The organism is Labrenzia sp. PHM005 (assembly GCF_006517275.1).
Classification (GTDB): Bacteria; Pseudomonadota; Alphaproteobacteria; order Rhizobiales; family Stappiaceae; genus Roseibium.
In genome coordinates, this window is sequence record NZ_CP041191.1 from 5,612,270 (window position 1) to 5,629,486 (window position 17,217).

General features: G+C 54.1%; 12 protein-coding genes. 5 read left to right on the top strand and 7 right to left on the bottom strand.

What is annotated here, in order from left to right:
• The first annotated feature begins 664 nt into the window (after positions 1–664).
• On the top strand, positions 665–2,758 hold the full coding sequence (locus FJ695_RS25390) for a peroxidase family protein (RefSeq protein ID WP_141188047.1): 2,094 nt from the start codon (positions 665–667) through the stop codon (positions 2,756–2,758).
• A 113-nt stretch (positions 2,759–2,871) separates the two neighbouring features.
• Here FJ695_RS25390 and FJ695_RS25395 read toward each other — a convergent pair whose 3' ends face one another.
• Both FJ695_RS25395 and FJ695_RS25400 read right to left on the bottom strand, forming a co-directional pair.
• Entirely contained in the window at positions 2,872–4,572 is a 1,701-nt protein-coding gene (locus FJ695_RS25395) for an AMP-binding protein (protein WP_141188048.1), read from the bottom strand.
• A gap of 290 nt (positions 4,573–4,862) precedes the next feature.
• Positions 4,863–6,122 (bottom strand): urate hydroxylase PuuD, encoded by a 1,260-nt coding sequence (locus tag FJ695_RS25400; protein ID WP_141188049.1) that lies wholly within the window; start codon positions 6,120–6,122, stop codon positions 4,863–4,865.
• A gap of 103 nt (positions 6,123–6,225) precedes the next feature.
• Between FJ695_RS25400 and FJ695_RS25405 the strand changes: the two genes are divergently transcribed.
• The 3 genes from FJ695_RS25405 to FJ695_RS25415 all read left to right on the top strand — a co-directional run bounded on the left by FJ695_RS25405 (position 6,226) and on the right by FJ695_RS25415 (position 9,142).
• Positions 6,226–7,143 carry a LysR family transcriptional regulator gene (locus FJ695_RS25405; RefSeq protein ID WP_141188050.1) on the top strand — a complete coding sequence of 306 codons (918 nt, stop codon included), beginning with the start codon at positions 6,226–6,228 and terminating at the stop codon, positions 7,141–7,143.
• Positions 7,144–7,241: 98 nt separating this feature from the next.
• Complete coding sequence (puuE, locus tag FJ695_RS25410) at positions 7,242–8,657, top strand: allantoinase PuuE (protein WP_141188051.1); 1,416 nt, start codon at positions 7,242–7,244, stop codon at positions 8,655–8,657.
• Entirely contained in the window at positions 8,654–9,142 is a 489-nt protein-coding gene (locus tag FJ695_RS25415) for an ureidoglycolate lyase (RefSeq protein WP_141188052.1), read from the top strand. Before puuE ends, FJ695_RS25415 begins: the two co-directional genes overlap by 4 nt.
• A gap of 39 nt (positions 9,143–9,181) precedes the next feature.
• Here FJ695_RS25415 and FJ695_RS25420 read toward each other — a convergent pair whose 3' ends face one another.
• The 4 genes from FJ695_RS25420 to FJ695_RS25435 form a co-directional block, all read right to left on the bottom strand.
• The gene (locus tag FJ695_RS25420; RefSeq protein WP_141188053.1) at positions 9,182–10,165 is read right to left on the bottom strand and encodes a type I glyceraldehyde-3-phosphate dehydrogenase; all 984 of its coding nucleotides are present in this window, start codon (positions 10,163–10,165) and stop codon (positions 9,182–9,184) included.
• A 278-nt stretch (positions 10,166–10,443) separates the two neighbouring features.
• Positions 10,444–12,213 carry a radical SAM protein gene (locus FJ695_RS25425; RefSeq protein WP_209010811.1) on the bottom strand — a complete coding sequence of 590 codons (1,770 nt, stop codon included), beginning with the start codon at positions 12,211–12,213 and terminating at the stop codon, positions 10,444–10,446.
• Between the two features lie 385 nt (positions 12,214–12,598).
• Entirely contained in the window at positions 12,599–13,414 is an 816-nt protein-coding gene (locus FJ695_RS25430) for a bifunctional allantoicase/(S)-ureidoglycine aminohydrolase (RefSeq protein ID WP_209010812.1), read from the bottom strand.
• Between the two features lie 135 nt (positions 13,415–13,549).
• On the bottom strand, positions 13,550–15,403 hold the full coding sequence (locus tag FJ695_RS25435) for a glycosyltransferase family 2 protein (protein ID WP_141188056.1): 1,854 nt from the start codon (positions 15,401–15,403) through the stop codon (positions 13,550–13,552).
• A gap of 143 nt (positions 15,404–15,546) precedes the next feature.
• Between FJ695_RS25435 and FJ695_RS25440 the strand changes: the two genes are divergently transcribed.
• Positions 15,547–16,344, top strand: a complete 798-nt coding sequence (locus FJ695_RS25440; protein ID WP_141188057.1) for a transporter substrate-binding domain-containing protein — start codon at positions 15,547–15,549, stop codon at positions 16,342–16,344.
• Here FJ695_RS25440 and FJ695_RS25445 read toward each other — a convergent pair.
• Positions 16,331–17,101 (bottom strand): sterol desaturase family protein, encoded by a 771-nt coding sequence (locus tag FJ695_RS25445; protein ID WP_141188927.1) that lies wholly within the window; start codon positions 17,099–17,101, stop codon positions 16,331–16,333. The two genes, FJ695_RS25440 and FJ695_RS25445, sit on opposite strands and share 14 nt — an antisense overlap.
• Positions 17,102–17,217 lie beyond the last annotated feature (116 nt).

A 17,217-nucleotide genomic window follows, 5' to 3' on the forward strand; every position in this document is an offset into this window, starting at 1 on the left:
TGACCGCTGCCGGTGTCCTTCCATCTTAGTTTCATAAACCCTGACAGGCTCTGATGTCTGGCACTGGCCTTTATCCTTAGGTTTATATCAGCTCGCGCGCACCAAAATGGCGTGAGTTTTCATCGATCCTATGAAGTTTTTTCCTCTTTTTCTGATCTAGCCGGATGTTTTTCCCGTGCCACGGGTAGTGATCACAGGGCAGCAGAAACATCAGGATCTGGGTGGAGATCCGCTTCGAGGGAAGCTGAAGGATATGCACTTTTGCGCCGGACCGAGTGTCACGTGCCAGATCCGTTTATATGGCAATTGCCTTGCCGCCGCGGACAGTTTTGCGCTTTTAGGGCGCCATTTTTGCACCCCTGCAAATGACCGGGAACCGCTCTTGCCGATGTTCCGGCTAAACCGCGACACCTACAAAGTGAACTGGCTCAGACGATTAAAAACAGCCCTTTCCACCCGTGACTGGTGTCCTCCGAAGTCCGGGAAATACACAAATACCAAGGGCAAACTTCAATCTTCTCCGGGGACTGCTCCGCAGACTTCCCGTCATATCTTCCTCAATCGAAAATCTCAAAAAAAACGAAGCATGTGGCCCCCAGAATTTCTGGCCTCAACACCTTGCTTCACTGTTCCAGCCCCATCCAATGAGAATTAGGAGTCCGTCATGAGACGCTCAGATCAAACGCCTCTGCAAAACCAACCAAATCAAGACCCGGCTCCAGAACAAAATCAAGGTCCCAATGGACCCAGAGGAGCAGACGGGGCTGGCCTGGCGCGAATCCAGGCAAACCTGATCGACAATCTCGCCAACAGGTCCATTGACGGATCAAACAGCCATGAAACCAATATTGATTGGGGTGCGACCGGCCAGCATTTGCTGCGGCTGACAGCCGCCAATTATACCGATGGGATCGGTACCGTTGCCACCGATCTGCCCAACGCGCGTGCGATCAGCAATGCCGTTGCTGAACAGACCGAAGACGAGCCCAACTCGTTTGGCCTTAGCGACATGTTCTGGGTTTGGGGACAGTTCATTGACCACGACATCACCTTGACCGGCGAAGAAGGCTTCGAGTTTTCGCCCATCACTGTCCCGGCCGGGGACAGTGATTTTGATCCGGCCGGGACCGGCGAAGCAATCATTCCATTCACGCGGACCGGCGTTGTCGAAGGAACCGGGACCGATGCGGCCCGGCAATATTCTAACGGCATCACGTCCTTTCTCGATGCATCCATGGTCTACGGCTCGGATGCTGAAACCGCCGCCGCCTTGCGCGGTGACGGCGGCAAACTTCTGTTGACCGAGAACAATCTACTCGTTGAAACTGAAGGCGGAGTTCTGGCAGGTGATGTCAGGGCGGCAGAAAACGTTGCTCTGACCTCGATGCACACCGTGTTTGCCCGCGAGCACAATCTCTGGGTCGAGCGGTTCTCACGCCAGGACCCGGGCATGAGTGATGATGAGCTTTATGACGCCGCCCGCATTGTGGTTGAGGCTGAAATTCAGGCCATCACTTTCAATGAATTTTTGCCACTTCTGCTCGGTGAAGACGCGATCACCGCATATGAGGGATATGATCCGAATGTGAACCCTGGAATATCCGTGGAGTTTGCCACGGCGGCCTTCCGTTTTGGGCACAGCCTGTTGTCGTCCAACATCCAGCGGCTCGACCGTGACGGCAACACCATTGCAGCGGGCGATCTTTCTTTAAGCGAAGCCTTTTTCAATCCCTCGGAAATATCCGAGAATGGCGGCATTGATCCTTTGCTGCGCGGATTGGCCGACAGTACGGCTCAAGAATTGGACACACAGGTGGTCGAAGATGTTCGCTCTTTCCTGTTCGGCGCTCCGGGCTCCGGAGGTCTCGACTTGGCCGCGCTCAACATAGAACGCGGGCGGGATCTCGGTGTTGCCAGCTACAACGATCTTCGCGAAGCCCTCGGTCTTGCACGAGCAACAAGCTTTTCTGACATCACATCCGATGCCACGGTCGCTGCTCAATTGGCGAGCGTTTACAGCACCGTCGATCAGGTGGATGCCTGGATTGGCGGATTGGCAGAAGACCCAGCAGGCAGCGGGATCGTCGGGGAGTTGTTTGCCACCATTTTGCTGGATCAATTCCTGCGCCTGAGAGACGGCGATCCATTCTGGAGCCAAGGTCTTGATCTGCCGCAAGCCCAAATCGATGCGCTCTGGTCAACCACACTTTCAGATGTCATTGAACGGAACTCCGATATCCGCTCCCTCCAGGACGATGTCATGCTGGCGTATGATCGGATCGGCGGAACAAATGGTGATGATGCACTGACAGGTGCGGACGGCCGGGATCTGCTTCTGGGCAATCGCGGCAATGATGTGCTGGACGGCGCCGGCGGCGATGATCAGCTGGAAGGGCAAGATGGCAATGACACCTTGTTCGGCCAGGCTGGCAACGACGTGTTATATGGCGGCGATGGTGCGGATACGTTGGTCGGCGGGGCTGGCAGCGACGAGCTCGATGGCGGCCGCGGCAACGATACCTTTGTCTTTGAAGGCGACTTCGGCTCCGACACCGTCGTTCGTTTTGGCGCAGGTGAGCGCGGCGGCGATGACCTCTTGCAGATCAGCGTCGATGGTTTTGCGACGGCGGAAGCAGTACTTGCACTCGCGGCTGAAACACAAGCCGGCACGGTTCTTCAGTTCTCGCACGACTTGTCGATCACGTTGCTTGGCGTTTCGGCCGCACAACTGGATTTGAATGACATTCAGATTGTCTAAAAACTGGCTCTAAAACAAATCCACCGCCGGCCTCAAAAGACGGCGGTGGATATCTTGAAGTGATTTGCCAGTGTTATGGAATCCGGTCTGCGGATTTTCTATTCCGGCGCGAATTACGCTTCGGCGCGCAGATCCTTCCTCAAAATCTTGCCGACGTTCGATTTCGGCAAGTCTTCCCGGTATTCGATAATTTTGGGCACCTTGTAGCCGGTCAGATGTTTCTTGCAGTGCGCCCGGATTTCTTCCGGTGTCAGGCTTGAATTATCAAGAATAACAAAGGCTTTCACCGCTTCTCCCGTGTCATCATCCGGCACGCCAATGACGGCGGATTCAAAAATCCCGGGATGAGACGCCAAACAATCCTCGACCTCGTTCGGATAGACGTTGAAGCCGGACACCAGGATCATATCCTTCTTGCGGTCGACGACCGAGAAATAGCCGTCAGCATCCATCACGCCGATGTCACCGGTAAGGAACCAGCCGTCGCGCATGACTTTGGCTGTCTCTTCGGGCTTATTCCAGTACCCCGCCATGACTTGCGGCCCTTTCGCCGCGATTTCGCCGCGCTCACCAACCGGGACTGTGTTGCCATCATCATCGACACAGCGCATCAGCGTTGAGGGAATGGGCACTCCGATGGACCCATCCCTTACCTGGCCCAGGGGGTTGAAACTGAGCACAGGAGAGGTTTCTGTGAGGCCATATCCCTGCAGCACTGGTTTTCCGGTGATTTCTTCCCAGCGTTTTGCAACGTCCGCCAGCAGAGCCATTCCACCGGCTGAGGCCATTTTCAGATGTTTGGGCGGATTGTCCCGGAACCACTGCTCGTTATTCAACGCATTGAAAAGGGTATTCACACCGCTCAACCAGGTGATTTTGTAGTTCTCGAACGCCTTTTTCAAATTGCTGATGGGGCGCGGACTGGGGATCAAAATATTGCGCCCGCCCAGCCAGTAGAAGGCGAGCAAATTCAATGTGAACGCAAAGATATGATACATCGGCAAAGCGGTAAGGATGGTTTCTTCGCCGCGTTTGATCGCCGGGATCATCTCCAGCGACTGCTCCATGTTCATAATGAGATTTTCGTGGGTGAGCATCGCGCCCTTGGCAACACCCGTTGTGCCGCCGGTATATTGCAGACAGGCCGTGTCTCCCGGTTCAACGCTCTGGTGGTAGACATCCACTTCAATGTTTTCGCGTGACCGGCGGGTCCGGCCGGCGGCCAGCGCATCCGGAAAACGGGTATGAGGAACTTCAATCGGCTTAACCGTCTTGTCCTTGTATTTCTGCACCAGACCAATGAGGGTCCGCGGCAGCCAGGGCAGGAATTCAGCCACGCGGGTGACAATAATATTGGGGATCGGATGGCCGCGGGTCGCTTCCGGGATCTTGTCGGCGAACATGTCGATGATCACCAGCGCATGCGGCTCGGCATCCTGAAACTGTTTAGCCATTTCATCCGCGGTGTAGAGCGGATTGACGTTCACCAAAACACAGCCTGCCTTGAGGATCCCAAAGGCCGCGACCGGAAAGGCCAGTCCGTTGGGCATCTGCAGTGCCACGCGGTCGCCTTGCGCCAGCCCCGCCACTTCCCGCAAGTAAACGGCAAACGCATCCGACATCTCGTCGACCTGCGCGAATGTCAGCGATCCGTTCATGCCGTTTGGCATGCAGGCGGTAAAAGCTGTCGTATCGCCAAAAGTATCGGAGGCGGACCGGATCAAATCACTGATGGTCCGATAAGATGCCGCCTCGATCTCCGGCCGCATGTCAGGGCTATAGAACGCTGTCCACGGACGTTCACTTGAAGTCATTGTTTCCCCCCGGCTTTTTCGCCACCGCCACATCAACAACCTCTGATTGCTTTCCCAGGCAATAGAAGCTGTAGATCAACCATAGTTGTCTGAGAGCTTTAGCAAAACCCCGTAACGCAAGGGCATATGGGAAGAAATTTTAAGTTGCACCGCAGCAAACTAGATAACTGTTTGCGAGTGCTCGATAATTTGTCTCTCGCTTGGGAAATCGGATTTGTGTTCCTACCTTGTTTCATCTCTCAAAAAAGTTAGCCGCCAACAGGCGGCCGAGCTGTATTGGCAAATTTATTTCATCGCGCACTGAGCCAAAACGGCTGATCTTTCGTAGCATTGCGGTACCACGCAATGATCTGCCGCCGCTCGTCTTCTTCCATGAAGGAGACATTCGCCGGCGGCATTGCGTCGGTCACGCCAGCCTGCAGATAAATCTGCTTGGCTGCGCGCGCCACATCGGCCTCGGTTTCCAGAAGAAGGTTTTTTGGCGCCCAGTGGATGCCCTCGTAAAAGGGCTCCCTGGAGTGGCACATGGCGCAGCGGCCGGGCACAATGGCCATGACGTCGTCAAAACCCTCGGCGCTGGCAAAGACCTGTTCGGTCTGGGTGAGCGGGCGCGCATCAGAGGCGTCAAAGCTGTCTTGTTGAAGCGGTGCCATCGACAACTGAATAATCGCAACAAACAGGATCGCTGTAACAAGCCAGGTCCAGGTTGGATTGCTGGTTCCGGCATGGTTCGAATTGAAGTAGTGCCGAATGGACACGCCCATCAAGAAGACAAGTGCGGCAATCAGCCAATTGTATTCAGATGCAAAGGCCAACGGATAATGGTTGGACAGCATTAAGAAAACGACCGGCAGCGTCAGGTAGTTATTATGGGTGGAGCGCAGCTTGGCGATTTTGCCGTATTTTGCATCTGGCGTCCGGCCCGCTTTCAGGTCAGCGACAACGATCTTCTGATTCGGAATGATAATGAAAAAGACGTTTGCCGACATGATGGTTGCCGTGAAGGCTCCCAGATGCAGCATGGTTGCACGGCCAGTGAAGATCTCATTGTAGCCGTACCCCATCGCGACGAGCAGGGCGAACAACAGAACCATCAAAAGCGTCGGACTGTCTCCCAGCTTGGATTTGCAGAGGTAATCATACACAAGCCAGCCAATGCTGAGCGAACCGGCGGAAATCAGGATCCCCTGCCACAAGGCAAGATCGGCTTTGCTTGGATCAATGAGATAGAGTTCACCGCTTACCCAATAAACGATCATCAGGAGACCAGCCCCCGACAGCCAGGTGGCGTAGCTCTCCCATTTGAACCAGACCAGATGCTCCGGCATGTTTTCCGGCGCCACCAGGTATTTCTGGATGTGGTAAAAACCACCGCCGTGAACCTGCCATTCCTCGCCATGGGCACCCACGGGAAGATGCGGAACCTTCTTCAGGCCAAGATCCAGCGCGACAAAGTAAAACGACGAGCCAATCCAGGCGATGGCTGTGATGACGTGTAACCAGCGGACGGCAAATGCGAGCCAGTCCCAAATGATCGCAATGTCTAACATTGCACTCCCTCCAAATTCTTTCGCATCAACCTAGTCGATCCATGAATTTTCTGGTATCCCGACATAATCCAAGCAGTTTCAAAAAATCCGGAACAATCGCCTCATGGCCTATCTGGAAAACATCCGCACCTTCCTACGTGTCTATGAGTTGGGCAATATGTCGGCAGCCGCACGGGACTTGAGAATCTCCTCAGCCGTTGCCTCCTCCCGCATATCGCAGCTTGAAGAACATTTAAATGTGCGGCTGTTTCAGCGCACGACCCGCGCTCTCAGCCCAACTGAACAGGGCAACATTTTTTATCGCGGCGCCACAAAAATCATGGAGGCTGTGGAAGAAGCGGAAGCTGAAATCACCAATATGACCCGCTCGCCCCGCGGTACATTGTTTGTGGCGGCCCCGATCGGCATGGGCCAGAGCCTGATTGCACCGGCGATCCCGCAATTCAAGGCAGATCATCCGCTTATCGACATTCGCCTGCGCCTCTCGGATCGCAAGGTTGATCTGACCGGTGAAGGCCTCGACGCGGCCTTCTTCCTTGGTGTTCCTGAGGATTCCAACCTTAAAATCCGGAAGATCGCCGACTGTCAGCGGATCTTGTGCGCATCTCCGGACTATATCGCCCGAACAGGGCAACCAGAAACAAGCGCAGACCTATCAAGTGGGAAATTCGACTGCCTGAACATGCGCTATCCAGGTGCGCCTGAATTCCAATGGCCCTTGCAAACTTCGGATGGCGTCAAACGTGTTCCGATCAAAGGCCCATTTGAATCCGATCATGGCGATGTCCTTACTGGCTGGGCCCTAGAAGGTCACGGCATCATTTTGAAACCGGTCTTTGAAATAGCTGATCATTTGAAAAGCGGCCGGTTGGTGCAAGTTCTGCAAAACGAACCGCCGATCCCGGTCCAAATGGCCTGCCTCTACACCCACCGGCGCCGGCAGGACCCGAAAGTGCGGCTCTTTATCGAGTTCATGGTTGCCCATATTCAGGAAGAGCTTGCACGAACGGCGTCTCTCTAAATGCATAAGCGGACGCGTCAGCGGAGCACTTTCAAGAATTATCGAAAACCGCATACGCACACTCTGATCTATAAGACGGAAAATTCTGGAGGTCTGTCTTGAAACGCTATCCCCGCAATCTTCGTGGTTATGGTCCCAATCCGCCGCATGCCAACTGGCCGAACGGCGCCAAGGTCGCTGTGCAATTTGTGCTGAACTACGAGGAAGGCGGCGAAAACTGCGTGCTTCATGGCGATGCCGCTTCCGAAGCTTTCCTGTCCGATATTCCAGGTGCCGCCCAGTGGCCAGATCAACGCCATTGGAACATGGAATCCATGTATGAATACGGCGCACGCGCCGGTTTCTGGCGGCTGCACAGGCTGTTCACCGGTGCGAATATTCCGATCACAATCTACGGCGTAGCAACAGCCCTTGCCCGCAGCCCGGAACAGGTTGCGGCGATGAAAAGCGCGGGTTGGGAGATCGCCAGCCACGGTTTGAAGTGGATTGAGCACAAGGACATGGCCCCGGAGATGGAACGCGCGGCAATTGCCGAGGCGATCCGCCTGCATACCGAAGTAACCGGCGAGCGCCCGCGCGGCTGGTACACGGGCCGTTGTTCGGAAAACACTGTCCGGCTTGTCGCCGAAGACGGCGGCTTTGACTACATCTCCGATACTTATGATGACGACCTGCCCTATTGGCTGAAAATGGACGGCCGGGATCAGCTGATCATTCCCTATACGCTCGAAGCCAACGACATGCGTTTTTCCGTGTCTCCGGGTTGGAGCAGCGGCGAAGACTTCTTTGACTATCTGAAGAATGCTTTTGACGTTCTTTACGCCGAAGGCGAAGCCGGTTCACCGAAAATGATGTCTATCGGCCTGCACTGCCGCCTGATCGGCCGTCCGGGTAAGCTCGCAGCCCTGAAGAAATTCATTGATTACATCCAAGGTCACGCGAACGTCTGGTGTCCGCGCCGGATTGAAATCGCCAAGCATTGGGCCGAAACCCACCCGCCACAGCATTTTGACCGGCCAAGCGAGATGGATCGCGAGACTTTTGTTGCAAATTACGGCAGCATTTTTGAGCACTCCCCGTGGATCGCGGAACGGGCACATGATCTAGAACTTGGCCCGGCCCATGATTGCGCTGCTGGCGTTCACAATGCGCTGTGCCGGATGTTCCGGACCGCAACCGAAGAAGAACGCCTCGGTGTTCTGACAGCGCACCCGGATTTGGCCGGAAAACTGGCCGCCGCCGGCCGCTTGACGGCCGAGAGCACCAGCGAACAGGCCGGGGCTGGTCTCGATCTTTTGACCGACGAAGAACGGGAAACCTTCACAAAACTCAACGCCGACTATGTCGCCAAACACGGCTTTCCCTTCATCATCGCCGTACGCGACCACACCAAGGCGTCCATTATGGCTGCGTTTCATGAGCGGATCGGCAACAACCGGGCAACTGAATTTGCCGAAGCTTGCCGTCAGGTGGAGCGGATCGCCGAATTCCGGCTGATGGATATTCTTCCATGAGTTCTGTTTTGGTCCCTGCCCCACTGGCCGCAGACACTTTTGCAGCGTACGGCGATGTGATTGAAGTTTCTGGGGAACCGGACAAGGTCATCAATCAGGGCATGTGTGGTCGCCATCACGATCTGGCAACGCTCGATTTTGGATCGGGACAGGCTGGCATCAGCCTGTTCAATGCCAAAGCCCGGTCGTTTCCCTACAGCGTCGATATGGTTGAACGGCATCCTAAGGGCAGCCAGGCGTTCGTGCCGCTCGATGGCGTGCCCATGCTGGTGATTGTTGCGGAAGATCAGAACGGCACGCCGGTGAACTTGAAAGCATTCGTCAGCCAGCCAGGCCAGTCAGTCAATCTCCACCGGGGTACTTGGCATGGTGTTCTGGCGCCAATCGAAAAACCCGGCCGCTACATCGTTGTCGACAGGATTGGCGATGAACCGAACCTGGAAGAACACTGGTTCGATACGCCTTTCACCGTTGAGGCGGTTTAGCAGATAAAATGGGGGCGTCGAGACCCATCCCAGCGCTTCTCAGCGCGCTGCCATCAGTTTTGCCATGTCGATCATACGGGCCGAAAAGCCCCATTCGTTGTCGTACCAGCCGAAGATCCGCACTTGGCGTTCACCGACGGACAAGGTTTCCGGCAAAGCGACCACAAGAGATTCCGGCCGGGCGCGCATGTCTGTTGAGACGACCCGGTCTTTTGTGAACCCAATCACCGCACTGTCTGAAAAGATTTTTTGCAGACGTTCGTTGATGTCTTCCCCAGGCCGATTTTTAAGTGTCAGGGTTACATCGACCGCAGACACGCTGATTGCCGGTACCCGAACCGCTGCCCCGCTCACAATGCCATTCAGCTTCGGCAGAACCTGACCGACCAACTTTGTGGCACTCGTTGTTGTCGGCACCATGGAAACGCCGCCGGCTCGGCTGCGCTCCAGGGGCCCGCGTGGCGCATCCACCATCGGCTGGCTGCCGGTGTAACAGTGGATCGTGGTCATATGCCCGGCCTCAATGCCAAGCGCATCGTCAATTCCGCGCAGCAGCGGCGCCAGAGCATTGGTTGTGCACGAACCGTTGGAGACGATGGTCCGGTCTTCAAGTTCTTCTTCGTTTGCCCCCAAGACAAGCGTGACGTCTGCGGCAGCAGAAGGGCCCGAGATCAGAACATTTCTTGCGCCGACCTCAAGACCGCGGCTGGCAACTGCTTTGGTGTCGGCCTTTCCCGTGCATTCCAGAACCACATCAACACCGGATAGATCCAATGCGGAAAGATCAGCTTCACATGAGAACCGGATTTCTTTGCCATCAACAGTCAGCTGATCATCGGTATGCTCAACCGTTCCAGGATATGGACCAAAAACACTGTCATATTTGAAGAGATAGGCGCAGGTTTCCAGCGGTGCGATGTCGTTGATCTGCACCACTTCAATTGCTTCTTCCGGCTGCAACGTCAGAACTTGGCGTAAGACAGTGCGGCCAATACGGCCGAACCCGTTGATAACGATCCGCATTTATCGTTTCCGGTTTTGATAGATGATCAGCTGCGTGAAACCGGGATATGCCAGCGTTCGCCAACACATTTGAAAACCCGATTAACACTAGTCTAGTTTTATCACTGCACTGTAATTTCTGAAGGAAAATATTGTCCCTAGAGACAATTTCCCTAAAAAACACAAGAGGATACTGACTTACCCTAAAGAAAACAAAAAGCAGTTTCTTAAATCATAAAAAAGTACAGGCCCGTTTCTTGAAAACAGGCCCACACTTCGTTCGAAGGGTATGAAACCCGTTAGGCAGACAATTTATCGGAAGCTGCGGTTTCCCGCTTCCTTATTGGTGCTCCATAGGTGTTGGGGATCGCCTCGCCAAAAGTTTTCATGAGATCTAGTTCGTTCTCATTTTCCTCGGTCACCGGCTCGAGAGACAAATCAGAATAGCTGAGACGGTTAGGATCCTTCACAACCCGCCGGTGGATACGGGACAGCTTCAAATAGAGCGCACCAAAAGACGACATGGTGACGATGACCTCCAAAAGTCGTCTTGGATAGAAAATCAGCGGGTTTTCAATCTTCATTCCCGAGCGCCGCTGTTTCCGGGCCTTCCGGCGTAAAAAACCTGCCTCCAGAGGATGAACTTTTTCATAGAAGATCGATCCATAAAAGGCGCCCAATCCCAGCATCAGCTGGTGGGTTTTGAGCCCGCGCGCGGCGCCGCGCCGCAACACGGTTTCCATATGCTCTGGCGTATAGAACTGTCTCCAGCAATCCAAATAGACCTTTTCCCACTCCGCATCGCTCATGACCGGATGGTGTGAAACCCGGTGGTTGAGGTCGTATTTGTTGATGTCCGGATCCATCCAGACACCTTTGGCGGCCATCTTTTGATGATCTTCAGATCCCGGCAGGGGTGTCAGAAAGAAGAACTCGATCAGATCCAGCGGCAGCTCTTTCTTGATGATCTCGATGTTCCGATGGATTTTTTCCGGCGTGTCATCCGGGAAGCCCAGAATGTAGCCCGCGTAGGTGACAACGCCGACCTCTTTCCAGGCCTGCAACATCTTGCGGTATTCCCAGATCTTGTTCTGGCGTTTTTTGGCGGCCATCAAGGCATCCGGGTCGATATTCTCCAAGCCGATGAACACCCGGTTACAGCCGGCTCTAGCTGCCATCTCAATAAATCCGTCGAGCCGGTGGCACAGCGTATCCACCTGAATGATAAACTTGAAACGGAGACCCACCTCTTCCCTGAGGTAGATCAAGCGCTCCAGGATTGCTTTCCAGTTTTTATTCCGGGCGAAGTTATCATCGGTAATGAAAAACCGCTTGATGCCCTGCGTGTGGTTCTGGCGAATGATCGCTTCGATGTCATCGGGCGAGCGGAAGCGGGACTTGCGCCCTTGCACGTTGATGATGGTGCAGAACGAGCACTGATAGGGGCAGCCGCGCCCGGAATCGAAGCTGGTATAGTGTCCGGCCGTATCTTGGAGGTTTTCGCTCGGCAAATACGGCAGGGATGCTCCGTCCATTCCCGGCATGTCATGCATGACATTATAGAGCGGTTTTTGGTCACCGTTCCAAAGGTCTTGCAGCAGTTCGGCCATGCGCCCTTCGGTCTCGCCTGCATAGATCGTTGCACCCAATTCCTGGGCTTCAGCGATTTCCCTTGGTATTTCCGGCAGCATTGCAAGGCATCCAGCGGCATGAAAACCGCCTATGACAACTGGCACTTCAGCAGCCCGGAATTGCTGTGTCAGATCGAGCGCCCTTGGAAACTGATTGGACTGCACGCCAACCAACCCAACGAAGCCTCTATCGGCCGCTTTGACCCGGCGAATGATCTTCTCAACATCCAGGACGGTATTGGTTTCATCATGCGCGACCAAGTCGATTTCGACGTCGGGCCCGAGTGCATTCTTCTCCGCGGCATCGCGGATAAGTCCATAGACGGATGCCAGGGAATTTGATGGGATCGCGTTCTTCCACCACTGAATGACATAGCCGTCATCGTCATAGTGGGACGGCTTGATCAGGACGATTGCAAACTTTTTCTGTGCGGCCATCATTCCCCCCGCGACTGGCCGCATGGCAGGACAATGGTGTGAAGTCACCGGACCGGTGCTTCACAACTTTTTCAAACTGCACTTTTTGCGGCGTCATCGGCAATTCTGCCCAATGCCGCTGCGTCAATCAAGAAAAGCTGCGGTAACAAAATATTCCCTTGTGAAACACTGAAGCCAGCAAAATTCTATTGGAGTGCTTGCCTGTTGAAATCGCGCAGGAAAAAGAAGCGACCACCCTCTTTGATCGGGATCAGCCGCTTCTAAAAAGTTTTCTTTGTTGGCAGAAACCCGAAGAAATTCCTCCAGTCATCTCGCCGCGACCAATCCCTAAATCGCAAGAACCAGATGCGAGCAGCCGTTTTTCGGCCGCCACCTGGGCAGTTGGCTAAAGCGCCATGTGCCGGTTGACGTCCTTATAAAGCAGATACCGGAACGGCCCCGGTCCACCAGCATAACAAGCTTGCGGGCAGAAGGCGCGCAGCCACATGTAATCGCCAGCTTCAACTTCCACCCAGTCTTGATTGAGCCGGTAGACAGCCTTTCCTTCCAGTACATAGAGTCCATGCTCCATGACGTGGGTTTCTGCAAACGGGATCACCGCCCCCGGCTGAAAGGTGACAATGTTGACGTGCATGTCGTGCCGCACATCCTTCGGATCGACAAAGCGTGTTGTCGCCCATTTGCCGTCGGTACCAGGCATTTCCACCGGTTCAACGTCGTCTTCGTGGGTCACGAAAAACTCCGGTGTATCCAGTCCTTCGACTGCTTCATATGCCTTGCGGACCCAATGAAAGCGCACCGGCGCATCGCTCTCGTTTTTGAATGTCCAATCCGTTTCAGGCGGAATGAAAGCATAACTTCCGGATCTCAGGTCATGGCTAGTGCCCTCGACGGTGAGTACTGCCTCACCCTCCACCACAAACAAGACCCCTTCCGCTTCAGGATCGGTTTCCGGCCGGTCCGAGCCGCCGCCCGGAGCAACTTCCATGATGTACTGGGAAAAGGTCTCGGCAAAACCAGACAGAGGGCGCGACAAAACCCACAAACGGGTGTCTTCCCAGAACGGCAGGAAACTGGTCACAATGTCCCGCATGGTCCGGCGCGGAATAACTGCATAAGCATCTGTAAAGACCGCTCGATCGGTCAGAAGTGTTTCCTGGCCCGGATGTCCACCAGTGGGCGCGTAATACGACTTCGGCACTGCCAATGTTCCCCTAAACTGTTTGCAGACGGACTATGGCCTTCAATACGCCAGCATGCCAGTGGCGTTTAAGATCAGCAGCTTTTGGTTTTTCAAGAAAATAAGATCATTAGACCGCTTGCAGCAGACAATGGCTTATTTGAGGGGTGTCTCTTGCTTCATCTCCCAGGAGGGAATTTTTGTTCGATGGCGCGACAAACCGTGTTCGGTCTTGTTCCAATGATAGGGTGCCGATGCCAGCTCCCAAACGGCCCGGTAGAAGGCGACTCCTGCCAGAGACCAATAGACCAGGACTCCTAAGGCATCAAAGAGGTGGACACCTTGATGCCGCCGCCGGGCTCCCATCCATATGGCGAATAAAGTACCAGCATACCCAATTGTAGCTCCAGAAACGAACATGATCGTCAGAGCGACATTTCCAAAAAAGTAGCTCTGGTCGTAATATCCAAGGAGGTAGGTAAGAACGAGCGCAAAGAAAACCGGATGTAAGGCAACCAACAGAAAGGTGCCGAGAAAAAGAGCCGCTAAAACGAGACTCCGAACAGCCCCCAAATCAAGCAGCAATCGTTTCGGATACCGGGCATGGACAAATACTGTCTGCAACCATCCCTTGTGCCATCGGGCGCGTTGTGCAAGCCAAGCCTTTATGGAGACTGGGGCCTCCTCAAGGGTACTGCAGGGCAGCATGCCAAGACGAAACCCGAGGCGTTCAAGGCGCACGCCAAGATCTGCATCTTCGGTCACATTGTATCTGTCCCACCCGCCAGCGGCATGCAGCGCGCTGATCTTAAAATGATTAGATGTTCCGCCAAGCGGAAACGGCCACCGGTGGCGGAACAGCCATGGCAGCAGCTGATCAAACAGACAAATGTATTCAAGCGCAAAATGCCGGGAAATGAAGGTTTCGCCGCCATTGTCGATAACGAGCCTTGCCTGTAGGCAGGCAAATTCTTTCGGCAATTGAGCAAAGAAAAACGCTGCTTTTTTTAGTTGATCCGGATCAGGCCGGTCTTCAGCATCATAAACGGTTACGAATTCACCTGTCGCAGCAGCCAAGCCGTAGTCCAATGCCCTCGGTTTGGTCCTTGGGTGTCCGTCAGGTACGCTTAGAACATCAAAACAAGCTGGCAAGTTTCCAGGTATAGCCGCAGCCGTTTCCACATCATCTTTTTCGATCAGCAATATGACTTGCAGCTTGTGCCGCGGGTAACTCAGGTTTTTTAAAGCACGTAGCAATTCAGGAATAACTCGAGCTTCCCGATAAAGAGGGACAAGCACAGTGTATCGCGGCCAATTGATAAGCCCAGAACTTAATGGTTCTGGCAGCTTATAATTCAGATCATCGTTTTGTGTTGCCAACGCACTGGCGATACGAACACCTCCGGCACCCAAACACGCCAACGAAACAATACCCGTCAGTACAAAAAGAAACACATCGGACAGAGCTTGGCTTAGGCCTATTAGAAGAACAGTCGCGGCTCCTATCATCATAAACACGACCGAAAGCCGTATGTTTCGGGCAGAAAACGCCGGGAACCGGATTTCCAGTTCACCAGCCGGCGAATTTGTTACAGATGATGCATAATGAATAGCATCTGGGGTCGCGATCCGGATCTGTTTGGCCAGGTCCGGATAGAACTGTAGATGCCGGTAAACGGCTTCAAATTGCCCTGGTTCGGGGGCAATCGCATAGAGCGCTTGATTGTGATGAAGCGATAGAAGCACCGGACCGAATTCAAACTCTCCGATATTCAGAGGCCTGTCGTTCAATGTCCTGAAACGAAAGCCATTTTCCGGTAGAAAAGGCACATCGCAGAGCTCGGCAAATGCGCTATAAAGGCACTCTGTGGTGACAAGGGCATGGCGAAGCAGATACTCTTCGGGCTGGATCTTTTGCATTTCGGCCGTGTCATGCGCCGTTTTCAACACCGACCGGGGAACACCACGTGATAACAGGATCTCAAGTACACCTGGCAGACTATCCTGCATGTCAACGCTCCCCTTACACTCAAGGCACACAATTCTGCCGAAGGATTACCTTAAGTAACTCAGGTAGAGACATTTCCCCCAGCGGACGGGTAAGTGCTGAATTCTTGTTATTTATAGTTGCGCTACTATTTACCATATTCTCTATGGTTGCAACTTTTGATCTTGCACACGCAGAGGAGGCAGACATCACAATCCCGAACTTCTGGGATCACAAGGCTGTTTATGACCGGCCCACCGCAATACCGGACAAGATCCAGTTCCTCGCAACAGACAATTATCCGCCTTTTGTTTTCCGCGACCCGCAAGGACGCCTGACTGGGTTCAATATTGATCTGTCGCGGGCGTTATGTCAGGAGCTAAACATCTCCTGCGCCTTGAAAATCAAGGATTTTGAAGTTCTGATACCGGCGTTGGCCGAGGAGGAAGGCGACGCTATCATTTCCGGCCTGTCCCGGTATACGCCTGGCGCACAGGACCTCTTGTTTACGGACGATTATCTCAAGCTACCGGCGCGCTTGATCATTTCAAAGGAAGCGAAGACAGACTTCGACGAACAGTCGCTAAGCGGACAAAAGCTGGCCGTAGAATCTGGAACCCGGTATGAAGCCTTTGCGAGGAAGTTTTGGCCGACCTCAGATATCCAACCGGTCCGGACACCGGCTGAAGCCCGTCAGGCTGTGAAAGATGGAACGGCCGATGCCCACCTTGGAGATGGCTTAAGCCTGTCGTTTTGGTTGCGCAGTCCAGCAGCTGATGGATGTTGCCGATTTACCGGCGGCCCATGGCTGGAGCCAGGCTACTTCGGCGAAGGTATGGCTATTGCGACCCGCAGCAACGACCCCGAGCGTGCGGCGGCGCTCAATTATGCGCTGCGCCAATTGCACCAAAAAGGCATGTATCAAGAGCTTTACTTGCGATACTTCCCGCTCAGCTTTTATTGATTTCAGAGCGTTCTGTCCGGCGTTCGGCGCTGAGAAATGGAATAACAAGACTGAAAGGCAACTGATGCGCCTTGGGTGTGAGCTCTGGCCCCAGGCCTAGCTCCATCCCATCGTGTCCCAGCTTCGGTTGAGCGACATAAGTCCCGAACAAACGGTCCCATACCGACAGGTTAAATCCATAATTCGAATCCGTTTCGCTTCGGCGGATCGAATGATGAACCCGGTGCATGTCAGGTGTCACAATGGCCAGTCTCAGTACCTTGTCGAGCCAAAGTGGAAGCGACGCATTCGCATGATTAAAGAGCGCAGCGCCATTCAGAACGATTTCAAAAACCAGCACCGCTTCGGCCGGTCCGCCCAGCGCGATAATTATTGCGCCCTTCCAGATAAAGGACAGCAAAATCTCAATCGGATGAAAGCGTAAAGCGGTCGAGACATCCACCTCAGAATCCGCATGATGCATGCGGTGAATGCGCCAAAAGACTGGGATTTTGTGGGAAGCCAAATGTTGCAGCCAAACGGCAAAATCAAGAACAACGAACGCAAAAATCCAAGCCACGGCACCGGACCAATCTAGCCATCCGAAAAGCCCCCACCCACGGTCCTGGGCCAATAGCGCCAGTCCAACACCCCCGATCGGGAAAATCAGCCGAACCAGTGCCGCATCGATTACAACAAGCGCCCAATTGGTTGGCCAGCGCTTTACCCGCCCTAACGGTTGCCCCCGTTTGGGCAACGCAAACTCCAAAGCCGCCATGAAAACAAATATGCTGGCGAAACAAAGCATCCGGACCGTGTTGGTCTCCAGTCCAATCCAATTTCCGGCACTCTCCACGCCAACCTCTTGTCTGTGACTTGCTTTCCCGTTGTTGC

What these genes read in the sequence shown, in the direction of transcription:
- FJ695_RS25415 (WP_141188052.1), top strand. Translation starts at nt 8,654, where the DNA reads ATGAGTTCTGTTTTGGTCCCTGCCCCACTGGCCGCAGACACTTTTGCA.
- FJ695_RS25445 (WP_141188927.1), bottom strand. Translation starts at nt 17,101, where the DNA reads ATGGCGGCTTTGGAGTTTGCGTTGCCCAAACGGGGGCAACCGTTAGGG.
- FJ695_RS25405 (WP_141188050.1), top strand. Translation starts at nt 6,226, where the DNA reads ATGGCCTATCTGGAAAACATCCGCACCTTCCTACGTGTCTATGAGTTG.
- FJ695_RS25400 (WP_141188049.1), bottom strand. Translation starts at nt 6,122, where the DNA reads ATGTTAGACATTGCGATCATTTGGGACTGGCTCGCATTTGCCGTCCGC.
- FJ695_RS25425 (WP_209010811.1), bottom strand. Translation starts at nt 12,213, where the DNA reads ATGGCCGCACAGAAAAAGTTTGCAATCGTCCTGATCAAGCCGTCCCAC.
- FJ695_RS25390 (WP_141188047.1), top strand. Translation starts at nt 665, where the DNA reads ATGAGACGCTCAGATCAAACGCCTCTGCAAAACCAACCAAATCAAGAC.
- FJ695_RS25395 (WP_141188048.1), bottom strand. Translation starts at nt 4,572, where the DNA reads ATGACTTCAAGTGAACGTCCGTGGACAGCGTTCTATAGCCCTGACATG.
- FJ695_RS25420 (WP_141188053.1), bottom strand. Translation starts at nt 10,165, where the DNA reads ATGCGGATCGTTATCAACGGGTTCGGCCGTATTGGCCGCACTGTCTTA.
- FJ695_RS25435 (WP_141188056.1), bottom strand. Translation starts at nt 15,403, where the DNA reads ATGCAGGATAGTCTGCCAGGTGTACTTGAGATCCTGTTATCACGTGGT.
- FJ695_RS25440 (WP_141188057.1), top strand. Translation starts at nt 15,547, where the DNA reads ATGGTTGCAACTTTTGATCTTGCACACGCAGAGGAGGCAGACATCACA.